The organism is Pseudomonas fluorescens, assembly GCF_001708445.1.
Lineage (GTDB): Bacteria > Pseudomonadota > Gammaproteobacteria > Pseudomonadales > Pseudomonadaceae > Aquipseudomonas > Aquipseudomonas gorinensis.
In genome coordinates, this window is record NZ_CP015637.1 from 5,633,509 (window position 1) to 5,648,693 (window position 15,185).

A 15,185-nucleotide genomic window follows, 5' to 3' on the forward strand; every position below is an offset into this window, starting at 1 on the left:
TCAAATGGCCTCTAGAGTGGACTCGGTTGCGTCCAGGTGTTGGCTGCCAGGGGTGGCGGTCTCGCTGAAATCCGGTAGGCGTCCGGTTGCGAAAAACTGCTCCCATTCGCAAAATATCTTGGGCACGTAAATCAACGGCATATCGTGTCGATACAATGCCTTTACCGACTCTGCAAACGCCGGATCCTGATGATTGGCGAACCAGTATCGATTGTTGTCATGCAAGTAGACTGGACACTTTTCAACGTTAGTCATATTGATGTAATTGCCCAGTGTCCTCTCAGCGATACGCTGCCAACCCTGTAACACCCACTCGTAGAGCTGACCGCGCTCTGCCGAGGTCAACTCGTACACCTCGCGCTTGAACTTCTGCACGCTCATGTCGCGACAGAACATTGAAAAGGCATACACATCAGAGTTGAAGTTGACCGCTGGAATCGGCGCTGACATCAAAGGGTCATAAAGTTCGTCATCCAGATCATCTGATTGCGGACAAAACGCCACCGCATCAAAGTCTTCGAACAACACTTTAACATTGGTAACCGGGCACGTTAGATAGAGCTTTTTGTTTAGAGCGTGGCCCGTAGCCAACGCTTCGGCAGAGAACTCACTGAGCGGACTGAAGAGCGTAGACAGCCGTCGAACTTCTTGAGCCACGCTGTACGTGTTCTGCTCTACGCTGGTGGTCGGGCAGATGATTAGACAAGCTACTGCTTCTCTGGCCTCGAGCGCTCGCACATAAGTCTCAAAGCTAGCCCTGGCCTCTTGCGCGGTTCGAGCAATAGCCAGCATATAGCGATTCTTACTGAACTCTCGTCTACCCGCCGCGCATCCCAAGCAACTGATGAACCAATCTTTTATTTCATCCAAAATTTTCTGATCGTCCATGGATCACCGTCCTGATCGCTTTCCAGGTTTTGTGACAAACAGGTATGAGAACGGCCTTAATCGCTCTGGATTCGGCCTGGTTACGAAGCGATTAGTACAATGCAGACATTCTAAAAACCAATACTTTTAAGAAATAAGGTTATAAAAATCTTTAACACGAAATGGACGGTTTCTGAAAGATCATGTTGCACCGGCTTACGCACGCAACTCGCCAATTATGCATCGGATTCATACTTGCTCTTCGCGTGAGGGATCAATCGTGCTGTTAACTCAAAGTAGTAAAGAGTCACTGGTGCGGAGCCGCTCAGGTAATGATTCAGAAACCATCTCACATGTTTTTCTCGCCGGGACCAGGGAGTCACGCAACCCCAGCGCTCAGGAATTGCCTCGCGCAATTGCTGCATCAGTACCCGGCCTTTTCCAAGGTCGCCACCCTGTGTGGTTCTGCGTACCTGCTGTATATCGCCTACAGCATCATCAAAAGCGTGCTGGCAAAAAAAACCGCCACTCATAGCGTTTGATTTGGGCGCCAGAGCGACCACAAGGCGCAAGCGTCGAGTCACCATGTCGTTTCAACGACGCTTCGCCTTCGCCAGTTCAGCGATCAGAAAATCCCTGAACGCAGAAACCGCCGCCGGTAAATTGCGTCCAGCCATGCTTTGCAGTTCGATGCGCCGTGCCTGCATGCCTTCATCAAGGATCGGCAAGCATTGCAACTGCTTGTCCGCTACCTGTTTGTGCAAGGTCATTTCGCTGGCCAGACTGATGCCTCCCTCTTCACGAACGAAACTGTAGAGCGCGGCAACGTAATTAGTGGTCAAGACCGGATCGAACAACAACCCCTGTACACCGCAACAGATGTCGAACAGTTGCCGTATCGTGGTATCGGCCTTAGGCAACGCAATGGGCCAGGGTTGCAACTCGGCGAGGCTGACTGCTTCACGCCCGGCCAAGGGATGAAAATTGGAGACCACGGCAAAAATCGCCCCGCTCAAGACATGTTCGACCTTGATTTCCTTTTGCGGGGTCAGGCTGAAAGTCATCGCCAGATCGGCTTCACCGGAGCGAACCTTCTCGGTCGCTTCAGCGGGTGCACAGACCTCCAACGTGAAATGAATGCCCTGGTACTCACGCCTGAACGCGCTGATGCTCGTGGGCATGTATTCCAGTGCAAATCCTTCCGAGCAGGCAACATGCACATGACCCCGTTGCAAGCCATGCAGCTCGGTAATTTCCAGCACCACCTGCTCGGCCTCAAGCTGCGACTTGCGTGCATAAACCGCGAGTCGCGCCCCCGCCTCGCTGAGCACCATGCCTCGGGCACGACGCTCAAACAGGCTGGCATCCAGGGCCAACTCAAGCTTGGAAATTTGTCGACTCACCGCTGACGCCGCAACATTCAGCCGCAGTGAGGCCTCGCTGATCGATCCGCATCGCGCGACTTCAAGAAAATAGCGCAGTGCCGTGGACTGCACGCCATACAGCTGCATCGGTGCCCCCAAGGATTGCCTTTTCGGCAAAGGAAGTATCGAAATATTGTGCTTGTGGCATTGATAGCCCTTCCCTACATTCGTGTCCAGACCAAAAAAAACAGTGCCTGACCTTTTCATCCTCCTTTACGCATTTGCGATTCGCTGCCCTTTGATTCAACCACTCTCGCCAACGGAGACGACGGCATGGGCATCAAAGGTTTCGCTTGCAGTATTGCGCTGATGGGCCTTATCAGCAGCTTTCCGGCACATGCCGGCAAAGCCAACGACACCCTGGTTTACGCTTCCGACAGCGAGCCTGAAAACATCAGCCCCTATCACAACGATTTACGCGAAGGCGTGATTCTCGGCCGGCTGATCTGGGACAACCTGATCTACCGCGATCCCAACAGCGGCGAATACAAACCCATGCTGGCCACCAGCTGGAAGCAGGTCGACGACACCACCATCGACTTTGAGCTGCGCAAAGGCGTCAAATTTCACAACGGCGACGCCTTCACCGCCGACGACGTGGTGTTCACCCTCAACTACGTGGTGTCGCCCGAAGCGAAAGTCGTTACCGTGCAAAACGTAGACTGGATCAAGAGCGCCGAAAAAACCGGTGACTACAGTGTCCGCCTGTACTTGAAGAAGCCTTTCCCGCCGGCACTGGAATACCTGTCCAACGCCGTTCCGATGTTCCCCAAGCAATACTTCGAGAAGGTCGGCCTGGCCGAATTCAGTCGCAAGCCAATGGGGACCGGGCCGTATAAAGCCGTGTCGGTGGTGGCCGGCGAAGGCGTGACCATGGAGATCAACAAGGACTACTTCCCGGATAGCCCACAAGGCCAACCACATATCAACCACCTCAAGTTCCGCGTGATCCCGGATGCAGAAACCCGCCTGGCCGAGTTGATGACCGATGGTGTCGACTGGACCTGGCGTGTCACCTCGGACCAGGCGGTCGACCTCAAAGGTATGCCGAACCTGACCGTGACCAGTGGGGAAACCATGCGCATCGGTTTCCTGATTCTTGATGCCCGGGGCACCTCCACCGAAAACTCTCCGATGAAGAACCTCAAGGTGCGTCAGGCCATCAACCATGCGATCAACCGCAATGCGCTGGCCACGCAATTGGTGGGTGGCGAAGCCAAACCCTTGCAGGTTGCCTGTTATCCAGGCCAGTTCGGCTGCGATACCACCGCGGCCACGGTCTACAACTATGACCCGGCCAAGGCCAAGGCGCTGCTCGCCGAAGCCGGTTACCCGAATGGCTTCGAGACAGAAATCTTCGCTTACCGCGACCGTGATTACGTCGAAGCCATCATCGGCAACCTGCGCGCCGTGGGTATTAACGCCAAGCTGCGCTTCCTGAAGTACGCCGCCCTGCGCGATCAGCAGCGTGGCGGCAAGGTGCCGATGTCGTTTCAGGCCTGGGGCTCGTTCTCGATCCTCGACACCTCGGCGTCGGCCGGTACCTGGTTCAAGGGCAATCCGGACGACAACATCAAGGACCCACAAGTCCAGGGCTGGTTGCAGACCGCCGACAATGCCCTCGACCCGCAAGTGCGCAAGGACAACTACCGCAAGGCCTTGCAGCGCATCAGCGAACAGGCCTACTGGGCGCCGCTGTTCAACTACTCGATGAACTACGCCTACACCTCCGAACTCGCGTTCACGCCGTACCCGGATGAGCTGCCGCGTTTCGTTCAGTCCAGTTGGAAGTAACCCGCAACCGAGCGGATTGATCGAGAGGTGCCGTGGCTTGCGGACCAACCCGCAGCACGGACACGTCCTCACACCTGTCATCCATTGGATATGAGGAAACTTGCCATGCTTGGATTCCTTTTGCGCCGCCTGGGCATCGCTATTTGCGTTGCGATTACCGTGTCGGTGATCAGCTTTTCTCTTTTGCATCTGTCCGGCGACCTGGCCACGGCCATTGGCGGGCCGGAAGCCACCAGCGAACAGATCGAACAGATCCGCGTGCAGTACGGCTTGAACAAACCACTACCGACCCAGTACTTCAACTGGCTGGGCGATTTGCTACGCCTGGACCTGGGCAACTCGTTTTTCTTTCAGGAATCGGTCTACAACCTCGTCGCCAGCCGCTTGCCCATTACCCTGGGGTTAGGGGCCATGGCGCTGGGTATCGCCTTGCTGGTAGCGATTCCACTCGGCGTGCTGGCCGCGGTCAAACGCGACACCTGGGTTGACCGACTGGCCTTGAGCATCGCGGTGCTGGGCCAGGCAATGCCAAGTTTCTGGTTTGCGCTGATGTTGATCGTGGTGTTCGCGGTGACGCTCAAGTGGCTGCCGGTGTCCGGCAACTCGACCCTGCTGCACTTCGTCATGCCGGCCATTGCCCTGGGCTACTACGCGACGCCGGCAATCATGCGCCTGACCCGCGCCGGCATGCTTGATGTGCTCAGTTCCGATTACATCCGCACCGCCCGCGCCAAGGGCCTGCGCCCTGCCCGCGTGTTGTTCAAGCACGCACTGCGCAACGCCTTGATTCCGGTGGTCGCGCTGGCGGCGGTGGAGTTCGGCTTCATGCTCGGCGGTTCGGTGGTGATCGAAACCGTGTTCTCCCTGCAGGGCATCGGTCAACTTGCCTGGGACGCCATCGCCCGTGACGACTTTCCGGTGGTACAGGCCGTGGTCCTGCTGATTGCGGTGATCTACATCATCCTCACCTTGCTGGCCGATGTGCTCAACGCACTGCTCGACCCGCGCATTCGCGTGCGCTAGGAGGCTTACATGAACACCTCTACTACCCTCGCGATCAATGACTACCTGCCACCGCCAAGCAGCCTGAGCCGAATACTTGGCAAGAGCTTTCGTCATCGTGGTTTCGCCATCGGCGCGGTGTTGTTGCTGATCATCTTCGCCGGTGCCCTGTTTGCGCCATGGCTGGCACCTTACGACCCTTATGCGCAAGACGTAATGCTGCGCATGAAACCGCCGGTATGGATGGCCCACGGCACCTGGGAATACGTGCTCGGCACCGACAAGCTGGGCCGTGACTACCTGTCGAGGCTGCTCTACGGCGCACGTATTTCGCTGTTCATCGGCATTGCGGCGGCGCTGATTTCCGGCTTTATCGGCACCGTCATGGGGCTGTTGGCGGGCTACTACGGCGGCAAGGTCGATGCGTTGATCAGCTATCTGATCACCACCCGGCTGGCCATGCCGGTCGTGATGGTCGCGCTGGCCTCGGCCTCGCTGATGGGCGGCTCACTGAAAGTGGTGATCGTGCTGCTCGGCTGCCTGTTATGGGATCGCTTCGCGGTGGTGGTCAGGGCCTCGGTGCAACAGATTCGCGATGCTGAATATGTGGCGTCGGCCCAGGCGCTTGGCTGCTCTACCCTGCGCATTCTGGTCAGTGAAATCCTGCCCAATCTGGTCGGCGCGCTGATCGTCGTCGCGACGCTGGAAATGGCGCACGCGATCCTGCTGGAGTCGGCACTCTCGTTCCTCGGGGTCGGCGTGCAGCCGCCGACGCCGTCCTGGGGTTTGATGATCGCTGAAGGCAAACCCTACATGTTCTTTTCCCCATGGGTCATCGCCATTCCCGGCGTTGCCCTGATGATTCTGGTGCTGGGCATCAACCTGGTCGGTGATGGCCTGCGCGATCTGATCCTGCCCGACGGCCGTAACTGATGGACCGCCGTAACTGATAGAGGGTACCGAACATGGCACTACTCCATGTGGAAAACCTGCGCGTGGACATCCCCATGGGCAACAGCCCGACGCCGGATGACATGCTGCATGCCGTGCGCGGCCTGGATTTTGAAGTCGAGCGCGGTGAAATGCTGTGCATCGTCGGCGAATCCGGCTGCGGCAAATCCCTGACCTCGCTGGCGCTGATGGACCTGCTGCCACGCAAGGCAAAACGCACCGCGGCCCGGCTGACGCTGGACGGCATCGACATGCTCGGCCAGAGCGAGCGGCGCATGTGCGACCTGCGCGGTAACCGTCTGGCAATGATCTTCCAGGAGCCGATGACGTCGCTGAACCCGGCCTACAGCATTGGCGATCAGCTCAGCGAAGTGCTGACTCAGCATCGCAAGGTGTCACGCAAGGATGCCCTGGCTCGCGCCGCGCAGATGCTGGAGAAAGTCGGTATCAGCAATGCCACCGAGCGCTTGCGTCAGTATCCGCATCAGCTTTCCGGCGGGCTGCGCCAGCGGGTGATCATCGCCATGGCGTTGATGTGCGAACCGGACCTGATCATCGCTGATGAGCCCACCACGGCACTGGACGTGACCATTCAAGCGCAGATCCTGCGCTTGATCCGCGACATTCAGAAAGAACTCGGCCTGGCGGTGATTTTCATCACCCACGACCTTGGACTGGTAGCACGAATCGCCGATCGGGTCGCCGTGATGTATGCCGGGGAAATCGTCGAAACCGCCCCTGCCCTGCAACTGTTCGAGAACCCGCAGCATCCGTACACCCGGGGTCTGCTGGCCAGTATTCCAATCCCTGGCCGGACCAAACCGGGTGAGGCGCTGGGTTCGATTCCAGGCCTGGTGCCGAGCCTGGTCGGCGAACAGCAAGGGTGTGCGTTCCGCAATCGTTGCGGGCAAGCGATACCGGCCTGCGCGCAAAACATCCCCGAAGTCGAACAGGACGGGCACATGGCGCGTTGCCTGTTCGCCGCACCGGCCCCAGCACCGATTCGCCTTCAGGAGCGTGCAAGGTCATGAAAAAAGACATCGCTTTGGAGCTGTGCGACATCCGCCGCGAGTTTCGGATCAACCAGGGCTTTTTCAAACCCGCCGCGACCCTGAAGGCTGTCGATGGCGTTTCCCTGCGCCTGATGCGTGGCGAGACCCTCGGCCTGGTGGGCGAGTCCGGTTGCGGCAAAAGTACCCTGGCCAAGATGCTGCTCGGTCTGTTGCCGCCTACCAGCGGCGATGTGCTGGTCAATGGCAAACACCTGGCGGCGACGGATCGCAAGGAAATGTCCCGGCACATTCAGCCGATATTCCAGGACCCGTACTCCTCGCTGAACCCACGCAAGACCCTGCGCGAAATCGTGACCCTGCCGCTGATCGTGCATGACATCGGCAGCACCGTCGAGCGGCGCAAGAAGACCGAAGAGATGCTTGATGTGGTCGGCCTGCCCAAACGGGTGATCGACAGCTACCCGAGCCAGCTGTCCGGCGGGCAACGCCAGCGGGTGGCGATTGCACGGGCGCTGATCATGCGCCCTGACGTGTTGATCTGCGACGAACCCACCTCGGCGTTGGACGTTTCGGTGCAGGCGCAGATTCTCAATCTGCTGCAAGACCTCAAGCGCGAATTCGGCCTGACCTATCTGCTGATCAGCCATAACCTGGCGGTCATCGAACACCTCGCCGACCGGGTCGCGGTGATGTATCTGGGGCGCATCGTCGAAGAACGCACGCGCGAAGCGTTGTTCGCCAAACCCGGCCACCCTTATACCCGCGCCTTGCTGGATTCGGTGCTCACGCCCGATCCGCGCCTGGGCATTCCCGACATCGGCCTGCACGGCACCTTCCCCAACCCCATGTCACCGCCGTCCGGCTGCGCCTTCCATCCGCGCTGCCCGAGCTGCTTCGCCCCCTGCAAAACGGCCTATCCGGCCAATGGTCCGCTTACCGGCGGCAACGTGCGTTGCCACCTTCACGACACTTCTGCCCAAACACTGGAGCTTGTCCACTCATGAGTCGTTCACTGGCCATCAGCAACACCACAGAGCAATTCGACAACGGCGATTTTTTCAATCTGCTCGAACGTAGCGTCGCCTTGCACACCGAAAGCCAGGCAGCGGACAGCCAGCCCGAGCTGTATCGCTACCTCAATGACTTCATCACCCCACATGTCGAGGCGATGGGCTTCAGCGTCAAGATCTATGACAACCCGGTGGCAGAGCGCGGCCCCTTCATGATCGCCACGCGCATTGAACATCCGGACCTGCCGACCGTGCTCAGCTACGGCCACGGTGATGTGGTGCGCGGCTATGAGGCGCAGTGGCGTGAAGGCCTGTCGCCGTGGCAAGTCACTGTCGAAGGCGATCGCTGGTACGGCCGCGGCACGGCAGATAACAAAGGCCAGCACTTGATCAACCTGACCGCGCTGGAGCAAACGCTCAAGGCTCGCGACGGCAAGCTGGGTTTCAACGTCAAACTGCTGCTGGAAATGGGCGAAGAAGAAGGCTCGCCGGGCTTGAATGCATTCTGTGCCGCGCACAGTAACGAGCTCGCCGCGGATATCTTCATCGCCTCGGACGGCCCGCGCCTGGCGGCATCACGACCGACGATTTTTCTTGGCTCGCGCGGGGTGTTCAACTTCGAACTGGTGGTCAATTTGCGCGAAGGCGCTCATCACTCTGGCAACTGGGGCGGGTTGCTGGCTAACCCTGGCATCATCCTGGCCAATGCCATCGCAAGCATGGTCGATGAACACGGCCGGGTGAAAGTTGCGGGCCTGATGCCCGAGACACTGCCGGAGCCGGTTCGGCAGGCACTGGCCGATATTAACGTCGGTGGCGGGCCGGGCGATCCGGAAATCGACGCCAACTGGGGTAACCCGGAGCTCTCGCTGAGCGAAAAGGTATTCGGCTGGAACACCCTCGACGTTATCGCCTTCAAGACCGGCAACCCTGACGCTCCCGTGCATGCAATCCCCGGCAAGGCCAACGCCCACTGCCATATCCGCTTCGTGGTGAACAGCGACTACACGACCTTTATCCCGGCTGTGCGCGCCCACCTGGATGCGCATGGCTTCAGCAATGTCGAGGTCAAGCAAAGCCGCATTGATGTGATGCATGCCACTCGGCTGGACCCGCAGAGCCCTTGGGTCAATTGGGCGCTCAGTTCCCTGGCACAAACCACCGGCAAAAAGCCTGCGCTGCTGCCAAACCTCGGTGGCTCGCTGCCCAACGACGTGTTCGCGGACGTGCTCGGCCTGCCAACATTGTGGGTGCCGCACTCGTACCCGGCCTGTTCACAACATGCGCCGAACGAGCACTTGCTGGCACCGGTGGTCAAGGAAAGCCTGCAAATCATGGCGGGTCTGTTCTGGGACCTGGGCAACGACGCAGCCCGCCTGACTCAGGAACATCAGTTACGGGAGCAGGCGCAATGAGCGCCACTCCACAACAGGCCCTGGACTGGCTCGCCGACCAGCGCCAAGCCATGGAAGCACTGCTGCAGCGTATCGTCGACACCGACTCCAACAGCTATGACAAGGCGGGCGTCGACGCCGTGGGCGCGCTGCTCGCGGCTGAACTGGAAGCCGACGGCATCCTGCTCAAGCGCATACCGGTCGATGGTTTTGGCGACGTGATACTCGCCGAAGTGCCAGGCGAACCGGGAAAACCGGTGCTGTTGCTCGGCCATCGCGACACGGTGTTCCCCAAAGGCACCACCACGACGCGCGGCTATAGTCGCGACGCCAACCTCGCCTATGGCCCCGGCGTCGCCGACATGAAAGGCGGCTTGGTGCTCAATTGCTTCGCCCTCATGGCACTCAAGCGCGCCGGCCGGTTGCCCTATCCGGTGCAGGTTCTGTACACCGGTGATGAAGAGATCGGTTCCGGCAGCGCCAGACCCCATATCGAAAACGCCGCCCGTGCCGCCCGCGCCGTACTCAATACCGAACCCGGCCGGGCCAGCGGTAACGTGGTCAACGCACGCAAAGGCGGAGCCACGCTGATCATCGAAGTCAGCGGCCGCGCGGCGCATGCCGGGGTCAACCATGCTGACGGAGCCAGCGCCATCGAAGCCCTGGCACGCAAGATCGTCAAGCTGCATGCCTTGACCGATTACCCGGCAGGCATCACCACTAACGTTGGCCTGATATCCGGTGGCACGTCCAGCAACACCGTCGCGCCCAGCGCCTGCGCCCGGCTGGACGTGCGCTTCATCGAACTCAAGCATTGGGATCAAATCTTCAGCGCAATCCAGGCCATCGTCGCCGAAGAAGAACTGATCGGCACCCGCGCCATCCTCAAGGAAGCGACGACTTTTCTACCGATGGAAGCCCATCACAGCGAACGGCTGCTGCACATCTACCAACAAAAAGCGCGTGCGCTGGGTTTCAGCGTCGAAGGCGAATTCACCGGCGGTTGCGCCGACTCCGGATTCACCGCCAGCCTGGGCATTCCAACCCTGTGTGGCCTCGGGCCGGTGGGTGGCAAGGTTCACACCGATCGTGAATATCTGGAGCTGGACACGCTGGTGCCTCGCGCGCAGGCGTTGGTGGCGACCATTCTGGCGGTCGGCGACAGCGTTTGAGGTCATGGGTTTCTACGCGTCACCGAGGCCAGGGTATCCGACAGGTTCACAGGCAGCTCCCGCCGCTGTCGGGTATCACTTCAAGGTGGCGCGAATGGCTTACTCGGGCGAGGCTTTTCACCTGTTCTACTGCGGCAATGACCGAACGTTCGGCCGCCCCGTCTGAAGCAATCGGGTAGACGCAGGGCTGACCAATGGAAAGGCCGTGCAATAAACGCTCATCCAGTTCACCGAGCACGACAAAACAGCAGTCACCCTTGGCCACTCGTACCTCAGCGAGCTGGCCAGGCACCGTGTTCACAGCATCGACATGGATCAGCGCCACATTGTCAAAACAGCTGAAACCCTGATGGATCAAATCAATATGATTGCTATCAAGCCCGCACGCGATGACCACGATACGTGTGCAATTTGAAGGCTCGCGCATCCACTTCAGGGCATGGGTACGACAATCGGCAGCTTGGCTCATAGGCGTTGCCTTTGTTTGGGGGGATTCAACAAGCGAATGGGTGCGGACACTGGCTAAATCACGCCGCGCGCCTGCAGCACGCTTTTCGCCAGACCGCGGGTCGCCGAAAGCACTTGTTCTACCTGTTGATCCATCGCTGCGGTGGATGAGGCTATCGTTCCCAGTTCGACGACGCGCAACGGGTGACCGTGCACGGACCCCAGCCAGGTCAAGCCAGGAACCGTGCCGACTTCGACATCCAGTAAAAAACTTCCGTGGGAGACGCCGCGCAACAGTTGGCTGGCATGGCACGTGTAGGCTCCAGCAGATTGCTCCGCCCGCAACCAGTCGACCATCAACGCCTCGGATTGCTTGACGGCCAGATAAGCCACCTGGTCCCAGTCATCTATCGCCACGTGCAGCTTGTCGATCATGTATTTGGGCAACGTAGCGCTGGTCACGATGACCACTCCGGCATCCGCCGAAGGTTCCTTGATCCAGACTGCGGATTGCGATATCGCATGCATGGCGGTACTCCCGGCAGTTTGGTAGGAGCAGCTTGCTCCGGTCGGCGATCCGACGATGAGGCCGTGACATTCAATATTGATGCCGACTCACCCACCGCTTCATGAGCAAGCGCCCTCCCACAGGTTATTGGTGTTAATCAGCCGTTGCGGAACAGGAAGCTGTAGGCGTTCAGCGCAGGTGCCCCACCCAGGTGCGCGTAAAGCACTTTCGAGCCTTCGGGGAACTCGCCACGGCGGACCATTTCGATCATCCCGTGCATGGATTTGCCTTCATACACTGGGTCGGTCAACACACCTTCAAGGCTGCCGCACAGGCGAATGGCTTCCAGCGTACCTTCGTTGGGCAAACCATATTCCGGGTAGGCGAAGCGTGTATCGAGCACCACGTCGTCTTCGGTGATCTCACGCCCCAGTTCCACCAGCTCGGCGGTGTGCCGGGCGATACGCAGGATCTGTGCCTTGGTCTTCTCGGGCTTGGCCGAGGCATCAATGCCGATAACGTTCTTCGAACGGCCGTCCGCGGCAAAACCGACGACCATGCCGGCCTGGGTACTGCCGGTCACGGAGCAGACCACGATGTAGTCGAACTTGAACCCCAGTTGTTTTTCCTGTTCCCGCACTTCCTCGGCAAAGCCGACGAACCCAAGCCCGCCGTAGGGATGTTCGGAACAACCCGCCGGTATCGGGAACGGCTTGCCACCCCGTTCCACCACGTCGTTCATGGCCTTCTCCCAACTGGGCCGAATACCGATGTCGAACCCTGCAGCGTCCAGTCGTACGTCAGCCCCCATGATGCGGGACATCTCGATATTGCCGACCCGGTCATACACGGCGTCGGAGTAGTTCACCCAGTTTTCCTGGACCAGCACACACTTCATACCGAGGTGGGCAGCGACAGCGGCGACCTGGCGGGTCTGGTTCGACTGGATCCCGCCGATGGACACCAAGGTGTCGCAGCCCTGTTCGAGCGCCTCGGGAATCAGGTATTCGAGCTTGCGCGTCTTGTTGCCGCCAAAGGCCAGGCCACTGTTGCAGTCTTCACGTTTGGCATACAACTCGACCTTACCGCCCAGGTGTTCGCTGAGGCGTTTCAAGGGCGTGATCGGAGAAGGACCGAAGGTCAGCGGATAACGTTTAAAACGATTCAGGTTCATGACTCTGCTCCTTGTTTATTGGACATCCAAGCGCCAGACCCAAAGGCAAAAAAGGCTGCGTTCCAGGTGCTTTCAGAGGGGCTTCGATGAGTTCAATATTAAGAACAAAGCCAAAAATATGTGTTGCAAGTTTCAATCCATTAAAGAAATATAAATCAACCAATACAACTTAAAACCTATTTTTACTGCGTAAAAATCCATATGAACGCAACAAATACCCACAAGAAACTCGGCACATCCGGCTCGGAGCCGCATCCGCTGGACCGGACCGACCGCGCCATTCTCAAGACCCTGCAGCGAGACGCCTCGATCTCCAATGTGGCACTCGCCGAGAAGGTCAAACTGAGCGCGCCGGCCTGCCTGCGACGAGTCGAACGCCTCAAGCAGGCGGGCCTGATCAAGGGCATTGTCGCGTTGCTGGACAATCAAGCGCTCGATGCAGGGATGGTGGTGTTGATCGGCGTGGTGCTGGACCGCTCGACACCGGAATCCTTCGCAGCTTTCGAAGCTGCGGCGCAAAAGGTGTCCGGCTGCATGGAATGCCATGTGGTGACGGGGGAATTCGACTACTTCATGTTGATACGAACCAAGGACAGCAACAGTTTCAACCGGCTCCACGCGGAGCAACTGCTTTACCTCCCCGGGGTTCGCCAGATTCGCTCGTTCATGGGGTTACGCCAGGTCTTGTCGACAACCCACATCCCCCTTTGAGGCTCAAATCAGCCCGATGCCAGGTTGTATCGACCCGCAAGGGCAGGCATTGATTTCGACAAACGCATTTGGACCCTCCCTCCAGAGCGCATGAAAAAGCATCGCCGTAATAACTACGCCATGGATGTTTGCGGGCGTTGACCTCTGTGGCCCGTGGCGACGACTTAGTTACGCCAACTCCCGCTGTTAAATACCGCCAACACCCGTCCTCATTTCAGAGCAGAAACTCTCGCTGCTGCTGTGCGACGCACCCACGCGAATCGTGCACAAGCAGGTGTTTGTGCACTGTCTTTTCCAACCAAACGGTTGTCCTTTCGAACAAAGCGACGCTATTCCGTTCTGCCTAACTTTGACCTTACGGCATATCCAGCAAACTGCGCCGATGAGGTAGCCCATGCATCTTGAACAACAACAAGTGACCGACGACTTCAGGTTGCTGCATATGCGCGACCTGGCACCTGAAGAGTTCGTTTCGTGGCTGCTCGAGTGGGGGGCATGTGCACTTCGGGCTCGGCAGGCGAGTGCCGCAGGTAAACCTGAGCGTGTGCCTGATCCCAAAATAAAGTGTTCGAATACATCAACTTCCATCAGCAGACAGGGATGTTTCGCGACGCACTACCGGCACGAAGCTGAAAGTAACCTGCACCCACTTCATCACATTCAATAAGCCGCAGCCTGTGACCCGAAAAGTTCGCACAGCTGCCCTATGCAAAGGAACTCCATAATGAAAAAGGTACGTCTGCTGACACTCACCACTGTATTACCGGCACTTCAAGCACAAGCTATCGAAGTGGCTCCTGGAGACTACGAGCAATATCCGGTAGGCGCCACCATCGGCGTCATTTACTACCAACACTCCACGACAGACTCGGCGTATGCAAACGGTCACAAAGTCAGTTCGGACTTCAAACTGACCTCCGACGTCGGCATCCTGCGTTTGCTGCATGTGTACGGGTTGACCGACACCGTCACAATCGATCCGCAATTCCTGCTGCCATTCGGGCACGTTTCCAGCGGCGGAGAGGCTTCAACGCTTGGCAATACGAATGGCGTTGGCGACCTAACGCTGGCAGCCCCGGTCAGGTTAAGACTCAACGACGCCCGTGACACTCTTAGCTTCACACCCTACCTGTTCGTACCCACTGGCAACTACGACAAAGACGATCCGCTGAACATCGGTGAGAACCGCTGGAAATTCGAACTACAAGGCGCTTACGTCAAACACTTCACTCAACAATGGGCCATTGACCTGGTTGGCGGAGCTACCTGGTATGGCGATAACAATGACTATGGCGCCAACGCAGACCGGCTCAAGCAGAAGGTTTCTTACGCTACACAGGTGATGGGGCGCTATATGCCCGATGCCACAACGGCGTTCGCCTTAGGCTTCGGGCATCTCTGGGGCGGGGAAACCCGCGTCGATCAAGTCAACCAGAATAACGAAATCGGAACCACAAACTTCCGTGTGACAGCAACTAAGTTCTTCACCGCTAAAGACCAAATCCAACTGCAGCTGGGCAAGGACCTCTCCGTAGATAACGGGACCAAGGAAGACTTTCGAATGAACTTGCGTTACGCGCACGTTTTTTAAGCGTCTGTCCCTCTAGACCAAATGGTTGGCGTTGCTAACCAAGCGTGTGCCCGACGGCAGACCTAACCTCGATACTTCGTAAGCCCTTGCAACCTTATCAACCGCGCCGAATCCGGCATTGAGCCAA

General features: G+C 58.4%; 14 protein-coding genes. 9 read left to right on the forward strand and 5 right to left on the reverse strand.

Going from position 1 to position 15,185, the window contains the following annotated elements; genetic code table 11:
• The gene (locus A7317_RS25085; protein WP_069077043.1) at nt 1–888 is read right to left on the reverse strand and encodes a hypothetical protein; all 888 of its coding nucleotides are present in this window, start codon (nt 886–888) and stop codon (nt 1–3) included.
• Between the two features lie 572 nt (nt 889–1,460).
• Nucleotides 1,461–2,378 carry a LysR substrate-binding domain-containing protein gene (locus tag A7317_RS25090; RefSeq protein ID WP_069077044.1) on the reverse strand — a complete coding sequence of 306 codons (918 nt, stop codon included), beginning with the start codon at nt 2,376–2,378 and terminating at the stop codon, nt 1,461–1,463.
• Between the two features lie 186 nt (nt 2,379–2,564).
• Between A7317_RS25090 and A7317_RS25095 the strand changes: the two genes are divergently transcribed.
• From A7317_RS25095 to A7317_RS25125, 7 genes are all read left to right on the forward strand, one after another.
• The gene (locus A7317_RS25095; RefSeq protein ID WP_069077045.1) at nt 2,565–4,085 is read left to right on the forward strand and encodes an ABC transporter substrate-binding protein; all 1,521 of its coding nucleotides are present in this window, start codon (nt 2,565–2,567) and stop codon (nt 4,083–4,085) included.
• A gap of 105 nt (nt 4,086–4,190) precedes the next feature.
• Complete coding sequence (locus A7317_RS25100; RefSeq protein WP_024077467.1) at nt 4,191–5,108, forward strand: ABC transporter permease; 918 nt, start codon at nt 4,191–4,193, stop codon at nt 5,106–5,108.
• A gap of 9 nt (nt 5,109–5,117) precedes the next feature.
• The gene (locus A7317_RS25105) at nt 5,118–6,020 is read left to right on the forward strand and encodes an ABC transporter permease (protein WP_024077468.1); all 903 of its coding nucleotides are present in this window, start codon (nt 5,118–5,120) and stop codon (nt 6,018–6,020) included.
• Nucleotides 6,021–6,052: 32 nt separating this feature from the next.
• A complete protein-coding gene (locus A7317_RS25110; RefSeq protein WP_024077469.1) occupies nt 6,053–7,069 on the forward strand; it encodes an ABC transporter ATP-binding protein in 1,017 nt (338 codons plus the stop codon).
• Complete coding sequence (locus A7317_RS25115) at nt 7,066–8,055, forward strand: ABC transporter ATP-binding protein (RefSeq protein WP_069077046.1); 990 nt, start codon at nt 7,066–7,068, stop codon at nt 8,053–8,055. The genes A7317_RS25110 and A7317_RS25115 overlap by 4 nt, the downstream gene beginning before the upstream one ends.
• A complete protein-coding gene (locus tag A7317_RS25120; protein ID WP_024077471.1) occupies nt 8,052–9,476 on the forward strand; it encodes a M20 family metallopeptidase in 1,425 nt (474 codons plus the stop codon). Before A7317_RS25115 ends, A7317_RS25120 begins: the two co-directional genes overlap by 4 nt.
• Nucleotides 9,473–10,627: a M20 family metallopeptidase gene (locus A7317_RS25125; protein WP_069077047.1), complete on the forward strand. Its 1,155-nt coding sequence runs from the start codon at nt 9,473–9,475 to the stop codon at nt 10,625–10,627. Before A7317_RS25120 ends, A7317_RS25125 begins: the two co-directional genes overlap by 4 nt.
• A 46-nt stretch (nt 10,628–10,673) precedes the next feature.
• Here the strand turns inward: A7317_RS25125 and A7317_RS25130 are convergent, their stop codons facing one another.
• The 3 genes from A7317_RS25130 to A7317_RS25140 form a co-directional block, all read right to left on the reverse strand.
• On the reverse strand, nt 10,674–11,096 hold the full coding sequence (locus tag A7317_RS25130; RefSeq protein ID WP_024077473.1) for a hypothetical protein: 423 nt from the start codon (nt 11,094–11,096) through the stop codon (nt 10,674–10,676).
• A 53-nt stretch (nt 11,097–11,149) separates the two neighbouring features.
• Nucleotides 11,150–11,602: a hypothetical protein gene (locus A7317_RS25135; RefSeq protein ID WP_024077474.1), complete on the reverse strand. Its 453-nt coding sequence runs from the start codon at nt 11,600–11,602 to the stop codon at nt 11,150–11,152.
• 137 nt (nt 11,603–11,739) lie between these two features.
• Nucleotides 11,740–12,756 (reverse strand): 1-aminocyclopropane-1-carboxylate deaminase, encoded by a 1,017-nt coding sequence (locus A7317_RS25140; RefSeq protein ID WP_024077475.1) that lies wholly within the window; start codon nt 12,754–12,756, stop codon nt 11,740–11,742.
• A gap of 201 nt (nt 12,757–12,957) precedes the next feature.
• Here A7317_RS25140 and A7317_RS25145 point away from each other — a divergent pair, with 201 nt between their 5' ends.
• Complete coding sequence (locus A7317_RS25145) at nt 12,958–13,467, forward strand: Lrp/AsnC family transcriptional regulator (protein ID WP_024077477.1); 510 nt, start codon at nt 12,958–12,960, stop codon at nt 13,465–13,467.
• Between the two features lie 724 nt (nt 13,468–14,191).
• Entirely contained in the window at nt 14,192–15,058 is an 867-nt protein-coding gene (locus A7317_RS25150) for a transporter (RefSeq protein ID WP_069077048.1), read from the forward strand.
• The last annotated feature ends 127 nt before the right edge of the window (nt 15,059–15,185 follow it).